Below are 16,259 nucleotides of genomic sequence, written 5' to 3'. Positions count from 1 at the left end.
GCATGCAGGGCGCCGATCCGACGACGAGCGACTGGGACTACGTGATCGTCGGTGCGGGCGCGGGCGGCGGCCCGTTGGCGGCCCGGCTGGCCGAACACGGCATGCGGGTCATGCTGCTCGATGCCGGCGGCGATCCGCGCAGCGGCGATGCCCGCCTGCCCGACGACTACGACGTCCCGGCCTTCCATGCCTTCGCCTGCGAGAACCCGGCGCTGCGCTGGGACTTCCGCATCCGCCACTACGCCGACGAGGCGCAGCAGGGGCGGGACTGGAAGTACCAGGCCGGGCAGGGCGTTCTCTACCCGCGCGCCGCCGGCCTTGGCGGCTGCAGCGCGCACAACGCGATGATCTTCATGCCGCCGCACGCCTCGGACTGGGACCGGATCGCGCGGCTGACCGGGGACCCTTCATGGCGCGCGGTGCGCATGCGCCGCTATGCGCAGCGCGTGGAAGATTGCCGCCACCGGCCGGTCTGGCGTGCGTTCAGGCACCTCGGGCTCGATCCGACCGGCCATGGATGGGGCGGCTGGCTGCAGACCGAGAAGTCGATCCCGCTGTCGGTGCTCGGCGACCAGGGCCTGCTGCGGGTGCTGCGCGAGAGCGCGCGCAGCTTCACCCACGACCTGCCGACACCGCTGCTGAGCACGCTGCGCTGGCTGGGTGGCGGCCTCGGCGATCCGAACGCGAGGCGCTGGCGGCCCGGCAGCTTCGAGGGCCTCTGCTACACGCCGCTCGCGACCGCCGGCCACCGCCGCAGCGGCGTGCGCGAACGCCTGCTGGCGGTGGCAGCGCGCCATCCCGATCGGCTGCACATCGAACTCGATGCGCTGGCGACCCGGGTGCTCTTCGATGCCGAGGGCGGCGCCGTCGGCGTCGCCTACATCAAGGGCGCGCGGCTCTACCGTGCTCATGCGACGCCGAGCGAGCAGGCGGGCGAGGCGCGCGAGGCGAGGGCGCGGCGCGAGGTGATCCTCTGCGGCGGCGCCTTCAACACGCCGCAGCTGCTGATGCTGTCGGGGATCGGCCCGGCCGCAGAGCTGGCGGCACACGGCATTCCGCTGCGGGTCGACCTGCCCGGCGTCGGGCGCAACCTGCAGGACCGCTACGAGGTCGCGGTCACGCACCGGATGCAGCTGCCGTGGAAGGCGCTCGAGGGCGCGCGCTTCGAGCGCGACGATGCGCTGTGGCGCCGATGGCAGAAAGACCGCGGCGGCATGTACGCGTCCAACGGCGCCGCGCTCGGCGTGGTCCAGCGCTCGCGCGGCGCGGCGGGACCGGACCAGGAGCCGGACCTCTTCTGCATGGCGCTGCTGGCCCGCTTCGAAGGCTATTTCAGCGGCTTCTCGCACTGGATCCGCGACCATCCCGACCAGCTGACCTGGGCCGTGCTCAAGGGCCACACGCGCAATCGCGCCGGCACCGTGCAACTGCATTCGGCCGATCCGCGCGACATGCCGCTGGTGAACTTCCACTACTTCGAAGAGGGCGACGATGCCGCGGGTGTCGACCTGAAGGCGGTGGTCGAGGCGATCCGCTTCGTTCGGCGCATGACGGCGCCGCTGAGGGAGAAGGGATGGATCGCCGAGGAAGTGGCGCCCGGCACCGCGGTCGACAGCGACGCGGCACTGGCCGACTATGTGCGGCAGACCGCGTGGGGGCACCATGCCTCGTGCACGTGCGCGATCGGTCCCGTGGACGCGGGCGGCGTGCTCGACGGTGCGTTCGCCGTGCATGGCGTGAAGCGGCTGCGCGTGGTCGACGCCTCGGTGTTTCCGCAGATCCCGGGCTTCTTCATCGCCGCGGCGATCTACATGATCGCGGAGAAGGCGGCCGATGTCCTGCTCGAGGCGGCGCGTCGAACACCTCTTTCGGCAAGTTGACGAAGCCCATCGAAGGGCTGACACTTTCTGAACGGCGGGGCTTCCCCGGAGGAGAGAGCAGATGGCTTATGACGTCCAACAGTTGCTCGACATGTCGCAGCAGCAACTCGACGAACTGTTCCGCGCCAGCCCGCCCGGCGAGATCCCGAACGGCGAGGCCGCCGGCACCGCGATCATCGCGCCCGGCACTCACTACACCCAGTCGATCGCGCAGATCATCAACTTCTTCGGCTGGCAAGGGAAGGTGTTCGACGCCGCGAACGGCGTCCTCAAGAACAAGGTCAGCGTGCTCGGCGTGGAGGCCATCGTCGCCAAGGTCTACCTGGGCAGCAGCTGGCTCGACAACAAGCCGTGCATCGTGCTCGACTACTCCGATACCTCCTTCGTCGCCCAGTGGATCCGCGACGAGATCCGGCTCATCTCCCCGAACTTCTACCTCGGCAAGGTCTATTGGGGCAAGGATCGGTTGATCGACTTCTGCCTCCAGTTCTGAGATGCGGTGACACCCCAATCGCATTTCATGGTGGTCGCGGCCGTCGCGAGCGGCCGGGAGACCGGCCTCCGCAAGCTGCTGGACAGCCTGAACCTGAAGCCCGGCATGGCCGACCCGGACAACGCGCTGGTGCCCTTCGGCCGCTTCGAGCGACTGCATTACGCGCGGTTCGCGCTCCTCACCGACACCACGCTCGGCGATCTCGAGGCCTTCGAACTGCCGCGGCCGCGCGTGCCGCTCTACCTGAGCTTTCTCGGCGAATGCGACGGCCCTGCCAACGACCAGCTGGCCGAGTTCGCGCAGGTCGCGGGCGATGGCCTGCGCGGCATCTTCGCGCACTGCGAAGGCTTCGACGTCGATGGCAACCTGTTCGCCTGGCTCAAGGCGCGCTCGCTGCCGGTGGCCGCGGGCTACGTCAACCGCATCGGCCGCACCGTGCGGCAGGTGCGCGAAGACAGTGCGCTGCAACGCGCGCTGGCCTCGCAGGTGCCGCGCGACATCGCTGCCGAAACCGAGGAGCCGCAAGCGCTGCGCCATCGCCTGCTGGCCTTCGTGCAGGCCGAGCAGCTCGAGGGGCGACTGCTGCTGACCTCGCCCGAACGCACGCCCACCGGCTGGTGGCTGCGCAACCTGATGCATGCCTTTGCACCGTTCGCGGTCCTGCTGGTGGCCTTGCTGCTGGTGTGCAGGCAGCCGCTGCTGCTGCTCTTGCTGGTGCTGCTGGCAGCCTGCCTGGTCTGGCAGCTGCGCCGCCGCGAGAAGAGCGACCCCGAGTTCTGTCCGCGCCCGGACCGCGAGGCGGTGCAGGAGATGCAGCGCCTCGAAGACCACGACCTCACCAACAGCTTCACCGCCCTCGGTCCCGTCAAGCCGGGGCTGTTCCGGCGCTGGCTCACGCAACTGATCCTCTACGCCATCGACTATGCCTGCCGCCATGTCTTCGGCCGCGGCCACCTGGCGCGGGTGCAGACCATCCACTTCGCACGCTGGGTGTTCCTCGACGGCAAGACCCGGGTGCTGTTCGCGAGCAACTACGACGGCAGCCACGAAAGCTACATGGACGATTTCATCAACAAGGCGGCCTGGGGCCTGAACCTGATCTTCAGCAACGGCTTCGGCTGGCCACGCACCGACTGGCTGCTGAAGGGCGGGGCGCGGCACGAGTTGCGCTTCAAGTACTACCAGCGGCGGCACCAGCTGCCGACCCAGGTCTGGTACAAGGCCTACCCCGGCCTGACCTTGACCGACCTGGAGCGCAACCGGCGCATTCGCGAGGGCTTCGAGATGCACCAGGTGACGGACGCCCAGGCGCTCGAATGGCTGAGGCTGCTATGAGCGCCCCGGCGGTCGAGTACGACGACATCCAGGGCCTGGTGCGCTTCGGCTACAGGCGCTTGACCCAGGCCTGCTTCCTGTTGTTGCGCGTGACCGATGCGCAGGCCGCACGCGACTGGCTCGCACGCGCGCCGGTCAGCAGCGCGACGACGCAGGAGCCGCCGCCGACCACCGCCCTCCAGGTGGCCTTCACCTGCGCCGGGCTGCAGGCGCTGGGGGTTCGGCCGGACGTCGTCGAAGGCTTCTCGCACGAGTTCATCGTCGGCATGGCGAGCGACGCCAGCCGCGCGCGACGGCTCGGCGATCTGGGCGCCAACGATCCGGGAGGCTGGCAATGGGGTGGCTCGCCGGAACGCCTGCCGCACGTGCTGTTGATGCTCTATGCGGCGCCGGGCGGCCTCGACGATTGGGAGCACAGCGTGCTGGCGCAGTGCGAACAGGGCTTCGAGCAACTCGGGTACCTCGACACCGCCGACATGGACGGCGTCGAGCCCTTCGGGTTCGCGGACGGCATCTCGGAGCCTTCGATCGACTGGCTGCGCGAACGCCGGGCACGCGACGAGGAGGTCGACCGCTACAGCAACCTGTCGTGCCTCGGCGAGTACCTGCTGGGCTACCCGAACGAGTACGGCGCCTACACCGACCGGCCGCTGCTCGATGCCGACCGCGATCCCGATGCGCTGCTGCCGCGCGCCGAAGACGCGCCCGACAAGGTCGACCTGGGCCGCAACGGCAGCTACCTGGTGCTGCGTCAGCTGGAGCAGGATGTCTCCGGCTTCTGGCGCTTCATGGATGCGCAGGTCGGAGGCGACCCGGCGCTGCGCAAGCAATTGGCCGAGGAGATGGTCGGCCGGACGATGGAAGGCGAGCCATTGGTCGGCCGCACCGGCGAACGCATCCAGGGCGAGGAGGACCCGCGCAACAGCTTCACCTATGGCGGCGACGGCGAAGGCCTGCGCTGCCCGATCGGCGCCCACATCCGGCGCAGCAATCCGCGCAACGCCGACCTGCCGCCGGGCAGCCCGGGTTTCTATTCGTGGGCCAGGCGGACGCTGGGTTTCGATGCCACGGCCCTGGCGGCCGACAAGGTCTCATCGACCCGCTTCCACCGGCTGCTGCGGCGCGGCCGCGAATACGGCCGCGCGGTCTCGGTCGAGCAGGCCCTGTCGCCGGCGCCGGCGAACCCGGGCGACGCCACCGGCCTGCACTTCATCTGCCTGGGCGCCAACATCGCGCGCCAGTTCGAATTCGTGCAGTCGGCCTGGCTCGCGGGCCTGCGCTTCGATGGCCTGCCTGGCGACAGCGACCCGCTGACCGGCAACCACCTGCCGCGCGACGACGGCACGCCGACCGACGGCTTCGCGATGCCGCTCGACTCCGGCCCGGATCGACGCGTCTGCGGGCTGCCGCAGTTCGTGACGGTGCGCGGTGGGGCCTATTTTTTTCTGCCCGGCCTGCGGGCCTTGCGCTACCTGTCGAAGGTGCAGCCATGAACTCGAATGCCAGCCGTCCGACGCCGCGGGCCAACACCGGCTCGGCCTGGCGCAACTTCGTCAGCGATTCGGGGATGGCGCTGATCCGGCTGGAGCGCCGCTTCGATCCGCTGCTGCGGCCGGCCTTCGACGCCTTCCTGCGCGATCCGCTGGCGCGCTTCACGACCGCGCTGATCAACCGGCGGCGCACCGACGAGGGCCTGGCGATCGCCGAGGAGCGGCTGCTGCCCGACGAGGAGAGCTTCACCGACTCGATCGTCAAGAGCTTCACGCGCCAGATGACCGATCTCTGGAAGCCCGGTGGCTTCGAGCGCGGCGGCAACACCAAGACCCAGGGCATCGTGCGCGGCGAGTTCCGGGTGCACGACGACATCCCCCCGCACATGAAGCGCGGCATCTACGCCGAGCCGCGAACCTTCCGCTGCTGGGTGCGCTTCTCGGGGCCCGGCCCCTACGTCACGCCGGACATCGACGATGTCGGCTTCATGAGCATCAGCATCAAGCTCATGGGCGTGCCGGGGCCGAAGCTGATGGACGAAGAGCAGCACACGCTCGACATGTTCGCGGTTTCGACCCCGACCTTCGTCACGCCCGACGCAAAGTGCAACGCGGCGCTGCAGCGCGAGAGCGTGAAGAACGCGCAGATCTTCTACTTCGTGAACCTGCACGACCCGCATGTGCTCGACCTCATCATGCAGTCGCTCTTCATCAAGACCCAGAGCAGCCCGTTCGAGGCGCCGTATTTCAGCTGCGTGCCCTACCTGATGGGCGAAGGCCAGGCGATGCAGTACTCGGTCTGGCCGAAGACCCGGCAGCGCACGCCGATCCCGCGGCTGCCGCTGCGTCCGCCCGACGACTACCTGCGCCAGGCGATGGTGTCGGCGCTGGCCAACGACGATGTCGAGCTCGACTTCCGGGTCCAGATGCAGACCGATCCGCACCTCATGCCGATCGAGAATGCCGGCGTGCTGTGGCCCGAGAGGCTGTCGCCGCGCGTCAGCGTGGCGACGCTGCGGCTGCCGCGCCAGACCTTCGATTCACCGGCGCAGATGGAATTTGCGAAGCGGCTCTCGTACAACCCGTGGCACACGATCGCAGAGCACCGGCCGCTCGGCAACCAGAGCCGCGCGCGCCGGCGGATGTACTGGGAGCTGGCCAAGCTGAGGCACACGATGAACGCGGTGCCGCATTACGAGCCGACGGGGGATGAGGTGTTCGAGTAGCCGCGGGCTTGCGGAAAAAGCGGGTTCGATCTCGGAACGATCCAGGAGCGCCGTGGCGGTTCGGCGCTCGCTGTCTTGCTAGTCTTGAGGCAATCCACGAAGAGAAATCAATGATCGTCCATAGCTACGGCCCCGCCTGGAACACCATCGACCTGAGTCCCTTCGTCGTCAAGCTCCTGACCTGGCTGCGGATGGCGCAGCTGCCGTGCACCACGCAGGTCGCCAACGTGCGGAAGATGAGCAACAGCAAGCTGCCCGCGCTGACGCTGGACGATGGCCGGCTCGTCAACGACTCGCAGCAGATCATCGACCTCCTGCGCGAGTTGCATCAGGACCCTCTGGACGAGCAGCGCTGGAGCCCCGCCGAGCAGGCGGTCGACTGCGCCTGGCGGTCGCTGTTCGAGACCGATCTTTATTTCGCTGCCTACTACCAACGCTGGGTGCCCGAACGGAACTTCGCGATCCTGAGGCCAGTCATGGCCGACTACATGGGCGCGCTGGGCGTGCCCGCCTTCGTGCGTCCCTTTGCGGTGAAGGCGGTGCGGCGCAATGTGCTGGCCCAACTCGAGGCGCAGGGCATCGGCCGGCGCCCGATCGAGCAGATCCATGCAATGGCGGACCGCGGCTATGCGGCGGCCAGCGACTTCCTGGCCGACAAGCCCTACTTCATGGGCGACCGGCCGAGCGCGCTCGACGCCACCGTCTTCGCCTTCCTGCACACCCTGCTGTTGCCGCCGTTCGAGACACCGCAGAAGCAACTGGTCGCCAGCCGTACGAACCTGGTGCGTTACCACCAGCGGATGCTGCAACAGTACTGGCCGGAGCGCGACGCGGCCCAGGCCTGACCCGGGCGGCGCGAGCTGCCGCCCGAGGGAGTTCGAATTGTCCAGATCACAGCGCCTGCTGAGCGTGATTCATCAGTTGCGAAGTCATCGCTTCCCGGTGCCCGGCGCACAGCTCGCCGAGGCGCTGGGCATCAGCCTGCGGACGCTTTACCGCGACATCGCGAGCCTCAAGTTGCAGGGCGCGGTCATCGAGGGAGAGCCAGGCATGGGCTATGTGCTGCGTCCGGGCTTCATGCTGCCGCCGCTGATGTTCACCGAGGACGAACTCGAGGCTCTCGTGCTCGGATCTCGCTGGGTGGCCGAGCGTGCAGATCCGCGCCTGCGCGAAGCCGCCGGGAGCGCGCTGGTCAAGGTCGCCGCGGTGCTGCCGCAAGCGCTGCGCGATTCGCTCGACGCCAATGCGCTGCTGATCGGCCCTGTGGCGAGCCAGGCCATCGATACGGCTGACATTTCGCAGCTTCGCAGGGCGATCCGGAACGAGCACAAGGCCACGATCCGCTACCGCGACCTCGAGGGCAAGGAATCGGCCCGGACCCTCTGGCCGTTTGCATTGGGCTACTTCGATCACATGCGAATCCTCGTCGCCTGGTGCGAATCGCTGCAGGGATTCCGACACTTCCGGACCGACCGGATCCTGTCGCTGGTCGTCGAGCCGCAGCGCTATCCACGCCGCCGCCAGGCGCTGCTCAAGGCCTGGCGCGAGAGCGGCGGGCCATCTCCCCCCAAAGGATCACACTGCTGACGGAAGTCGACAGCAGGGCCTCCTAAGCTCCCGGCTTTCCAACCACGATCAAAAAGGGAGCTTTCCATGATCACCTACACCACCGTCGGCACCAACGACCTGCCTCGCGCGGCTGCCTTCTACGATGCCTTGTTCGCGCTGCTCGGCTACCGGCGGGTGATCGAGTCCGTCGACAAGATCGCCTGGGGCATCGACCTCGCCCATCCGCCCTTGTTCTTCGTCACTCGACCCTTCGACGGCCAGCCTGCCACCGTCGGCAACGGCACCATGATCGGCCTCGGGTTGAAGAACCCCGCGGAGATCCGCGCTGCCCATGCACGCGTCCTGGAACTCGGCGGCAGCGACGAAGGCCCACCCGGGCCGCGCGGACCTTTTTACTGCGGCTACTTCCGCGACCTCGACGGCAACAAGCTCAACCTCCACTGCGTACTCTGAGCGCCGCGCCTCAAGGTCGCTTCGTGGTCCACCGCTCGACCAGTTGATCGACCGTGCGCTCCGCCTGTTCGATCGACTGCGCCAGCCGTTCGCCGCCAAACTCGTCGTATTCCACGGCTGCGTCGAAGACCTCGGTGATGCCGATGTAGCCCAACGCAGTGCGCACGCTGGACTCGGCGTGGTTGAGGTGGGCGATACGCTGGGTGTCGCCATAGCCGAAGTCGCCACGTGAACCCAGCAGCACCACGCGCTTGCCGGCATGGGCCAGAAGGGGCCAGTACGGAACGTCGCCACGTGTGCGGTCGAAACCGAAGGTGCGGCCCACCCGGACGACGTTGTCGATGTAGGCCTTGAACTGCGCCGGCACATTGAAGTTGTACATCGGCAGCCCGACGACGATCAGGTCGGCGGCAACCAACTGGTCCACCAAGCGATCGCTTTCCGCGAGGACTTCGTGCATCCACGGCTCGCGCATCTCGGGCTTCGTGAACGCCGCATGGATCCATGGTCCCGTCACATGCGCGGGCGGGGACTGGCCGACGTCGAGGTAGTTGATCGGGTCGTCGGGCCGTGCAGCGCGCCAGCGCTCGACGAAGCGAGCAGAGAGCCTGCGGGTGTGCGAGCCATGGGGATCGGCGCCCGAGCGGCCAGGGCGTGCACTGGCATCGATGTGAAGGAGCATGGTCATAGGGGTCTTCTTCCTTTTGGGGGACAATTTGATGGATGATTTTTGCTCTGATGATTTCCGGAAGAGCGCATCAGGTTTTTGAATTCTCCAAATACAAGCTCACAGTGACAAACGACGATTTGTCTCCAACGAATGAGATGAACTCCTCTGTCAGAAGCCCGCGGCGGCTGCCTCCGTTGTCATCGCTGCGCGCATTCGAAGCCGCCGCGGCGCACCTCAGTTTTCAGCGTGCGGCGCACGAGCTGTCCGTCACGCCGACGGCCATCAGCCATCAGGTGCGCAGCCTCGAAGAGACGCTTGGCCAGCCGCTGTTTCGGCGGTTGACCCGTCAGATCGAATTGACGGCAGTTGGCGAGCGTCTTTTCGCGGCCGTGCGAGAAGGGCTGGATTTGGTCGAGGCGGGCGTTCGCTCCGTTCGCACGCGCAGCGTCCGCGAGACGGTGACGCTGAGCACCAACACCGCCTTCGCCGCCAAGTGGGTGCTGCCGCGGATGGCCAGCTTCCGGGCCGCGTGCCCGGGTATCGAACTTCGTCTGCATGCGAGCGACGCGGTGGTCGATCTGGCGCGCGCCGAGGCCGATCTCGCGATCCGTTCGGGGTCGGGGCGGTGGCGCGGCCTGGTGACCGAGGCGCTGATCGCGGAACGGTATGCACCGGTGTGCAGCCCGCACCTGGGCCTTCGCCGGGTGCAGGACCTGGCGAAGCTCCCGCTCATCCATTGCGATTGGCAGGCAGGGGCACATGCGCCGGCGACCTGGGCACGCTGGTTCGATGAGGCCGGGATTGGGCTGCAGCTCCGCCCCGGCAATTCGCGAGACAAGGGCGTGCAACGCAAGAAGGACGACCTGTTGTTTTCGGACGAGACGCACGCGATGCTCGCTGCATTGGCGGGCCATGGCGTCGCCTTGCTGAGCTTGACGCTGGCCGCCGACGAACTGCGAAGCGGCGCGTTGCTGCAGCCGTTCGGCCCGGTGCTGTCGACCGGCAGCTATTTCCTTGCCACGGCGAATGGGCGGGAGCGTGAACCCGTGATCGGCGCGGTGTGGCGCTGGGCGGTGGCCGAAGCCGCACGGCCAGCTTGACGAGGCGCCACGGCGTGCCTCACGCCGACGTCGATGGCGGAAAACCGATGCCGGGCTGGCCGCTTCGCCACGGCGCGTGCTTCGCCATCACGCGCTCGAAGACCGGCGCTTCGAGCCGAGCCCGCAACCATCCGCGCAATGCGGGCCACGGCTGCTGGTCGAACCAAGCCGCGTCGACCTGCGCGAACTGCCGCACGAAGGGCGCGATCGCCATGTCGGCCAGCGCGGCGTGCTCGCCGTGCAGGCAGCGCGCGGACTGCAGGCGAGCCTCCAGCCGGGCGAGGAAGAGGGCGCCTTGCGCCCGATGCGCTTCGGCGTTCGAACCGGGCTGCCGCTCGGGGTACTTGTAGCCGTCCAGGTCGCGCTTGAAATCGCCGTCGCAGGCGGCGATCAGTGCGAGCATGTCTTTCAGCGTGCCGCGCGCGGGCCGCAACCAGCCGTCGGGGTCGCTGCGTTCCAGCGCCCACAGCATGATGTCCAGGCTCTGGTCGATCACGCGGCCGTCGGTGTCGACCAGCACCGGCACCGTGCCCTTCGGCGATGCGGCCAGCAGCTCGGCCGGCTTGTCGCGCAGCACGACCTCGCGCAGTTCGCAGCGCTGGCCGCTGACCGCGATCGCCATCCGCGCCCGCATCGCATACGGACAGCGCCGGAACGAGTACAGGACCGGCAGCGCGGCCGCGCTCAGATCAGCCTTCGGATCGCCTTCTTGCGCCATACGAACCGGTAGTAGCAGGCCTGCAGCGTCAGCATCGCGCTGAATGCCACCGGGTAGGCCACCCAGATGCCGTTGAGCCCGAAGCGCCGCCCCAGCCACCAGGCGACCGGCACCTCGATCAGCGCGATGCAGAAGACCGATATCGCCGTCGGCACCAGCACGGAGCCGCTGGCGCGCATGATCCCCGACAGCGCCGAACCCATGCCGAAGATGACGGTGCTCCACAGCATGATGTGCAGCAGCGTCTGGGCCACCTCGATCACCGGTTCGCTGGTGATGAAGAAGCCCATCAGCGGCCGCGAGAACAGGTAGCCCAGCAGCACCAGCGAGCCGGTCAGCACCAGGTTCATGAGCAGCGCGGTGCGGGTGATGGCGCCGAGGCGGTTCGCATGGCCGGCGCCGATCGCCTGGGCGCCGAGGATCGACGCCGTGATGGCGATCGAGATCGCCGGGAACTGCACGTAGGCCACCACCTGGTTGACGGCGCCGTAGGCCGCCGTGGCGTTCGAACCGTAGGCGTTGACGAAGGACAGCAGCGCGATCTCGGCCAGCGACACGACGATCATCTGCACGCCGGTCGGAACGCCCACCTTGAGCACCGCTTTCAGAAGCGCCGGTCGGACCCGGAGGTGCCGCATGAAATCGGCATCGGGTGCCAGCACGCTTTTCTTGCGCCGCAGGTGGAAGCCCAGCCAGGCCGTCGCCACCACGAAGGAGACGACGGTGGCGCAGGCGCCGCTGGCCACGCCGAGCTGCGGCAGCCCGAACCAGCCCTTGATCAGCGCTGGCGTGATCAACAGGCCGAGCGCGGTCGAGATCATCAGCGTGTAGAGCGGCGTGACGGTGTCGCCGACGCCGCGCAGCATCGCGGTCGACAGCAGGAACACGAATAGCCCCGGCATCGCGATCAGGATGATGCGGGCGTAGCGCGTGGCATCGGGGAGGATGTCGGCCGGCGTGCCGAGCAGCTTCAGCATCGGCTCGGTGAAGACGCCGCCGAAGAACGCGACGCCGAGGCCGAACAGGATGCCCACCGTGAGCGTGGTCCCGGCCACGGCGCGCGCCTTGTCGGGCTCGCGGGCGCCCCAGGCCTGGCCGATCAGCACCGAGGCGCCGGCGCCCAGGCCGATGGTGAAGGCAATGAAGAAGAACATCACCGGGAAGAAGCCCGACACTGCCGCCAACGCGCCGACGCCGAGCATCTGGCCCAGGTAGATGTTGTTGATCGTGCCCGACAGCGACTGCAGGATGTTGCTGAGGAGCATCGGCGCGAGGAACAGCAGGAACACCTTCCACAATGGCTTGGAGGCCATCGCCGCCAGGCGCGGGTTGACGGGCGGCGCCTTCTGCAGCGGCGCCGGGTCGGCGAGCACGGCTGGGTCGCGGGTGCTCATGCTGCGCTCCAGGCCGGGGCGGAGAGTCGCCTGAGTTGTTCGACCACGTCCTCGGGCCAGGCGGCGATCAGGTCGCCGAAGCGGGCCCGCTCGCCCGCGAACAGGGCGCGGGCGGCTTCTTCGAAACCGGGCAGGTCGCCGGCGATCGCGGTCATGAAGCGGTAGGCGGCTTCGCGTGCGGCCCGCTGCGCGTCGCGGTCGGCATGCACGTGACGGGCCTCGTCGACCAGCTTGCGCAGGGCCACCGAGGCGCCGCCGGGCTGGCGGTTGAGCCAATCCCAGTGGCGCGGCAGCAAGGTGACTTCGCGCGCGACCACGCCCAGCTTGGGACGGCCGACGCCGCGCGCCACCGGGTCGTCGCAGTGCCCGGGGGCCGGCGCTGATTCAGCGCCTGCGCGCAGGTCGAGGTCGAGGCGCTCGCCGGTCAGGTCGTCGAAGACCAGGGGCGGCGCGCCGTTGTCAGCTTGCTCGATCTCGCGCAGCCGCGCGATCACTTCGGGGCGCGGGCCGGAGGCGATGCGACGGAAGCCGGCGAACGCGGACAGGGTGGGTTCAGGGGTAGGGGAAGGCATTGGGCGCGAATAATACCCGGGCAAAAAGCATTTGGCAATCTACCCGGACAAAATTGATCGACGAATTCAGGAGGTGTGGCGCACCGCATGCCACCAGCGGCGCAAGCCAGACCTTGCGCGGCCGACCGCCCGCCAGGGGGCGCTCAGGCGAACGCGTTCGAGGACGCCGTCCTTCCAGACCTTCCAGCGCGGGTAGAAGCGAGCGAACCACGGCAATTGCATCAATGCCGGCTCGACCAGCTGGAACAGCCGGGCCAGGATCGCGGTCCCGACCAGCTTGGCGACCAGCAAGAGCAGCAGCGCGCTCATCGCGTGTCCCTCGCCGAGCAGGAAGAGTCCGAAAAGCTTGACCGGGAGCAGCATCAGCGCCGGCAGAAAGAAGGCCAGCACAGCCCCCCACGGCGGCAGCGAGCGCACCGCCGCCTCGATGCGCGCCCAGACGCGCAGCTTGGCCAGCCGGGCCGTTGCGCGGGCCATCGGCTCCCAGCCCCATTCCTCGAACAGCAGCACCGGCACCAGGAGGGCGGTGGCGACAGCGCGCAGGAGTTTGGCAAGGAGGCGCATGGCCGATGCATTGTGATCGCTGGGCGGTGCGGGTTGCGGCTTCAAGTCGAATTCGAGAATTTTCTCCAGGCCCCGGAGGTTCGCGATCGGGGTTCGACGCATTACAAATTGGTCATGAGTAAGGGGAAAAAATGACGGGATCCACCATCACCGTTAAAGGCTGCAGCTGTACCGCAACGCCACGGCCGACTTTGGCGACTGCCTGCATATCGCCCTGGCGGCACAGGCGGGTGAATCGCCGCTCTGGACTTTCGACAAGCGCGCAGCCAAGGTCGGTGGGTCACGGGTGCTGAGTCGGTCATCTGGTCCGCGGGACCTGGCGGGGTCTGCCTATGGCAAACTTCCTGGCTTTATCCGGCTGGCCGCCCGGCGGCCCAGGCCCCAGGGACGCCCTTCAGACATGCAGAAAATCATTCGCCAGCTCGCGGCCGAGATCAAGGTCGGCGAGCACCAGGTGAAGGCCGCCGTCGATCTGCTCGACGGGGGCGCCACCGTGCCCTTCATCGCCCGCTATCGCAAGGAGGCCACCGACGGCCTCGACGACACCCAGTTGCGTGAGCTCGAAGCGCGCCTGTCCTATCTGCGAGAGCTGGAAGACCGTCGCGCAGCGGTGCTGAAGAGCATCGACGAGCAAGGCAAGCTGACGCCCGAGCTGCGCGCCGCGATCGACGCAGCGCCGACCAAGCAGGAGCTTGAAGACCTGTACCTGCCGTTCAAGCAGAAGCGCCGCACCAAAGGGCAGATCGCGCGCGAATTCGGCATCGAGCCGCTGGCCGACAAGCTGCTGGCCGATCCCACGCTCGATCCGGCGGTCGAGGCCAAGGCCTTCCTGCAGCCCGCGACCACGCTGGACGATGGCAAGCCGGGGCCCGATTTCTCGACCGTCCCGGCGGTGCTCGACGGCGTGCGGGACATCCTGTCCGAGCGCTGGGCCGAGGACGCCCCGCTGGTGCAACGGCTGCGCGAATGGCTCTGGGCCGAGGGCCTGCTCAAGTCCAGCCTGATGGCGGGCAAGGACGAGAACAACGCCGACGTCGCCAAGTTCCGCGACTACTTTGACTACGACGAGCCGATCGGCCGCGTGCCCTCGCATCGCGCACTGGCGGTCTTCCGCGGCCGCGCGCTGGAGATCCTCGATGCCAAGCTGGTGTTGCCGGTCGAGCCCGAACCGGGCAAGCCCTCGATCGCCGAAGGCAAGATCGCCCTCCACCTGGGCTGGAGCCACGCCGGCCGCGCCGCCGACGACCTGATCCGCAAGTGCGTGGCCTGGACCTGGAGAGTCAAGCTGGCGCTGTCGACCGAACGCGATTTGTTCACCCGACTCCGCGAGGATGCCGAGAAGGTCGCGATCAAGGTCTTCGCCGACAACCTGCGCGACCTGCTGCTGGCGGCGCCAGCCGGTCCGCGCGTCGTGATGGGCCTGGACCCTGGCATCCGCACCGGCGTCAAGGTGGCGGTGGTCGATTCGACCGGCAAGCTGGTCGAGACCGCGACCGTGTTCCCGCACGAGCCGCGCAAGGACTGGGAAGGCTCGCTGCACACGCTCGGCAAGCTGTGCGCCAAGCACGGCGTCAACCTGATCGCGATCGGCAACGGCACCGCCAGCCGCGAGACCGACAAGCTGGCCGCCGACCTGATCAAGCTGCTGGCCAAGATGACGGCGCAAGCCGGCGCGCCGGCCGTCAACGTCGACAAGGTGGTGGTCAGCGAGGCCGGCGCCTCGGTCTACTCGGCCAGCGAATTCGCCTCGCAGGAGATGCCAGACGTCGACGTCAGCCTGCGCGGCGCCGCCAGCATCGCGCGGCGGCTGCAGGACCCGCTGGCCGAACTCGTCAAGATCGACCCGAAGTCGATCGGCGTCGGCCAGTACCAGCACGACGTCAACCAGAGCGAACTCGCGCGCACCCTGCACGCGGTGGTCGAGGACTGCGTGAACTCGGTCGGCGTCGACCTCAACACCGCCAGCGTCCCGCTGCTGTCGCGGGTCTCGGGCCTGTCGGCCAGCGTCGCCAAGGCCGTGGTGCGCTGGCGCGAAGCCAACGGCGCCTTCGCCAGCCGCCAGCAACTGCTGGACGTCAGCGGCTTCGGCGCCAAGACCTTCGAGCAGAGCGCGGGCTTCCTGCGCATCCGCGGCGGCAGCAATCCGCTCGACATGACCGGCGTGCACCCCGAGACCTACCCGGTGGTCGAGCAGATGATCGCCAAGACCGGCAAGCCAGTGGCCGAGCTGATGGGCCGCGCCGACATGCTCAAGACCCTCAAGCCCGAGCTGTTCGCCAACGAGAAGTTCGGCGTCATCACGGTCAAGGACATCCTCGGCGAACTCGAGAAGCCGGGTCGCGATCCGCGCCCGGACTTCAAGGTGGCGCGCTTCAACGACGGCGTGGACGACATCAAGGACCTGGTCGAGGGCATGGTGCTCGAGGGCACGGTCAGCAACGTGGCGCAGTTCGGCGCCTTCGTCGACCTCGGCGTGCACCAGGACGGCCTGGTGCACGTGAGCCAGCTCTCGCACAAGTTCGTCAACGATGCGCGCGAGGTCGTGAAGACCGGCGACATCGTGAAGGTCAAGGTGATGGAGGTCGACGTCGCGCGCAAGCGCATCGGCCTGTCGATGAAGCTCGACGCCGCGCCGGCGCGCCGCGACGGCCCGCGCGACAACCGCTTCGAAGGGGCAGGGCGGGGCCAGCAGGGCCCTCGCCGCGACAACTCGCCGCAGCCGGCCGGCCAGATGGCCTCGGCTTTCGCCAAGCTGCAAGGGCTGCGCAAGTAAATGGCGCCTGCCCGCGACAGCG

The 16,259-nt window shown here is 68.3% G+C and carries 15 protein-coding genes; 10 read left to right on the top strand and 5 right to left on the bottom strand.

Going from position 1 to position 16,259, the window contains the following annotated elements:
* Nucleotides 1–2 precede the first annotated feature (2 nt).
* From AC1DF3_RS01265 to AC1DF3_RS01230, 8 genes are all read left to right on the top strand, one after another.
* Entirely contained in the window at nt 3–1,880 is a 1,878-nt protein-coding gene (locus AC1DF3_RS01265; RefSeq protein WP_478138621.1) for a GMC family oxidoreductase, read from the top strand.
* Nucleotides 1,881–1,941: 61 nt separating this feature from the next.
* Complete coding sequence (locus AC1DF3_RS01260) at nt 1,942–2,373, top strand: hypothetical protein (protein ID WP_478138620.1); 432 nt, start codon at nt 1,942–1,944, stop codon at nt 2,371–2,373.
* A gap of 27 nt (nt 2,374–2,400) precedes the next feature.
* Nucleotides 2,401–3,708, top strand: a complete 1,308-nt coding sequence (locus tag AC1DF3_RS01255) for a hypothetical protein (protein ID WP_478138619.1) — start codon at nt 2,401–2,403, stop codon at nt 3,706–3,708.
* Nucleotides 3,690–5,201, top strand: a complete 1,512-nt coding sequence (locus AC1DF3_RS01250; protein ID WP_478138618.1) for a Dyp-type peroxidase — start codon at nt 3,690–3,692, stop codon at nt 5,199–5,201. The genes AC1DF3_RS01255 and AC1DF3_RS01250 overlap by 19 nt, the downstream gene beginning before the upstream one ends.
* A complete protein-coding gene (locus tag AC1DF3_RS01245; protein WP_478138617.1) occupies nt 5,198–6,424 on the top strand; it encodes a catalase family protein in 1,227 nt (408 codons plus the stop codon). The genes AC1DF3_RS01250 and AC1DF3_RS01245 overlap by 4 nt, the downstream gene beginning before the upstream one ends.
* A gap of 110 nt (nt 6,425–6,534) precedes the next feature.
* Nucleotides 6,535–7,269: a glutathione S-transferase family protein gene (locus tag AC1DF3_RS01240; RefSeq protein WP_478138616.1), complete on the top strand. Its 735-nt coding sequence runs from the start codon at nt 6,535–6,537 to the stop codon at nt 7,267–7,269.
* 37 nt (nt 7,270–7,306) lie between these two features.
* Nucleotides 7,307–8,011: a helix-turn-helix transcriptional regulator gene (locus AC1DF3_RS01235; RefSeq protein ID WP_478138615.1), complete on the top strand. Its 705-nt coding sequence runs from the start codon at nt 7,307–7,309 to the stop codon at nt 8,009–8,011.
* A gap of 66 nt (nt 8,012–8,077) precedes the next feature.
* On the top strand, nt 8,078–8,446 hold the full coding sequence (locus tag AC1DF3_RS01230; protein WP_478138614.1) for a VOC family protein: 369 nt from the start codon (nt 8,078–8,080) through the stop codon (nt 8,444–8,446).
* A gap of 10 nt (nt 8,447–8,456) precedes the next feature.
* Here the strand turns inward: AC1DF3_RS01230 and AC1DF3_RS01225 are convergent, their stop codons facing one another.
* On the bottom strand, nt 8,457–9,134 hold the full coding sequence (locus AC1DF3_RS01225; protein WP_478138613.1) for an FMN-dependent NADH-azoreductase: 678 nt from the start codon (nt 9,132–9,134) through the stop codon (nt 8,457–8,459).
* Nucleotides 9,135–9,169: 35 nt separating this feature from the next.
* On the opposite strand from AC1DF3_RS01225, the gene AC1DF3_RS01220 reads away from it, so the two are divergent.
* Nucleotides 9,170–10,216, top strand: a complete 1,047-nt coding sequence (locus AC1DF3_RS01220) for a LysR substrate-binding domain-containing protein (protein WP_478138612.1) — start codon at nt 9,170–9,172, stop codon at nt 10,214–10,216.
* A gap of 19 nt (nt 10,217–10,235) precedes the next feature.
* Here AC1DF3_RS01220 and AC1DF3_RS01215 read toward each other — a convergent pair whose 3' ends face one another.
* The 4 genes from AC1DF3_RS01215 to AC1DF3_RS01200 all read right to left on the bottom strand — a co-directional run bounded on the left by AC1DF3_RS01215 (nt 10,236) and on the right by AC1DF3_RS01200 (nt 13,464).
* Nucleotides 10,236–10,934, bottom strand: a complete 699-nt coding sequence (locus AC1DF3_RS01215) for a glutathione S-transferase (RefSeq protein WP_478138611.1) — start codon at nt 10,932–10,934, stop codon at nt 10,236–10,238.
* The gene (locus AC1DF3_RS01210) at nt 10,901–12,247 is read right to left on the bottom strand and encodes an MATE family efflux transporter (RefSeq protein WP_286532161.1); all 1,347 of its coding nucleotides are present in this window, start codon (nt 12,245–12,247) and stop codon (nt 10,901–10,903) included. Before AC1DF3_RS01210 ends, AC1DF3_RS01215 begins: the two co-directional genes overlap by 34 nt.
* 77 nt (nt 12,248–12,324) lie before the next feature.
* Nucleotides 12,325–12,900: a DUF2239 family protein gene (locus AC1DF3_RS01205; RefSeq protein ID WP_478138610.1), complete on the bottom strand. Its 576-nt coding sequence runs from the start codon at nt 12,898–12,900 to the stop codon at nt 12,325–12,327.
* Nucleotides 12,901–12,966: 66 nt separating this feature from the next.
* Complete coding sequence (locus AC1DF3_RS01200; protein ID WP_286531894.1) at nt 12,967–13,464, bottom strand: hypothetical protein; 498 nt, start codon at nt 13,462–13,464, stop codon at nt 12,967–12,969.
* Nucleotides 13,465–13,864: 400 nt separating this feature from the next.
* Between AC1DF3_RS01200 and AC1DF3_RS01195 the strand changes: the two genes are divergently transcribed.
* Complete coding sequence (locus tag AC1DF3_RS01195) at nt 13,865–16,237, top strand: Tex family protein (RefSeq protein WP_478138609.1); 2,373 nt, start codon at nt 13,865–13,867, stop codon at nt 16,235–16,237.
* Nucleotides 16,238–16,259: the final 22 nt, after the last annotated feature.

It is taken from the genome of Variovorax sp. 10N432 (genome assembly GCF_056394465.1).
The sequence above is the reverse complement of the archived record's forward strand: the minus strand, read 5'-3'. Positions and strand labels throughout refer to the sequence as shown.

Excerpts from the sequence above, each read along its gene's own strand:
- AC1DF3_RS01265 (WP_478138621.1), top strand. The coding sequence starts at position 3 with ATGCAGGGCGCCGATCCGACGACGAGCGACTGGGACTACGTGATCGTC.
- AC1DF3_RS01260 (WP_478138620.1), top strand. The coding sequence starts at position 1,942 with ATGGCTTATGACGTCCAACAGTTGCTCGACATGTCGCAGCAGCAACTC.
- AC1DF3_RS01255 (WP_478138619.1), top strand. The coding sequence starts at position 2,401 with ATGGTGGTCGCGGCCGTCGCGAGCGGCCGGGAGACCGGCCTCCGCAAG.
- AC1DF3_RS01250 (WP_478138618.1), top strand. The coding sequence starts at position 3,690 with ATGGCTGAGGCTGCTATGAGCGCCCCGGCGGTCGAGTACGACGACATC.
- AC1DF3_RS01245 (WP_478138617.1), top strand. The coding sequence starts at position 5,198 with ATGAACTCGAATGCCAGCCGTCCGACGCCGCGGGCCAACACCGGCTCG.
- AC1DF3_RS01240 (WP_478138616.1), top strand. The coding sequence starts at position 6,535 with ATGATCGTCCATAGCTACGGCCCCGCCTGGAACACCATCGACCTGAGT.
- AC1DF3_RS01230 (WP_478138614.1), top strand. The coding sequence starts at position 8,078 with ATGATCACCTACACCACCGTCGGCACCAACGACCTGCCTCGCGCGGCT.
- AC1DF3_RS01225 (WP_478138613.1), bottom strand. The coding sequence starts at position 9,134 with ATGACCATGCTCCTTCACATCGATGCCAGTGCACGCCCTGGCCGCTCG.
- AC1DF3_RS01220 (WP_478138612.1), top strand. The coding sequence starts at position 9,170 with ATGATTTTTGCTCTGATGATTTCCGGAAGAGCGCATCAGGTTTTTGAA.
- AC1DF3_RS01215 (WP_478138611.1), bottom strand. The coding sequence starts at position 10,934 with ATGGCGCAAGAAGGCGATCCGAAGGCTGATCTGAGCGCGGCCGCGCTG.
- AC1DF3_RS01210 (WP_286532161.1), bottom strand. The coding sequence starts at position 12,247 with ATGGCCTCCAAGCCATTGTGGAAGGTGTTCCTGCTGTTCCTCGCGCCG.
- AC1DF3_RS01205 (WP_478138610.1), bottom strand. The coding sequence starts at position 12,900 with ATGCCTTCCCCTACCCCTGAACCCACCCTGTCCGCGTTCGCCGGCTTC.
- AC1DF3_RS01200 (WP_286531894.1), bottom strand. The coding sequence starts at position 13,464 with ATGCGCCTCCTTGCCAAACTCCTGCGCGCTGTCGCCACCGCCCTCCTG.
- AC1DF3_RS01195 (WP_478138609.1), top strand. The coding sequence starts at position 13,865 with ATGCAGAAAATCATTCGCCAGCTCGCGGCCGAGATCAAGGTCGGCGAG.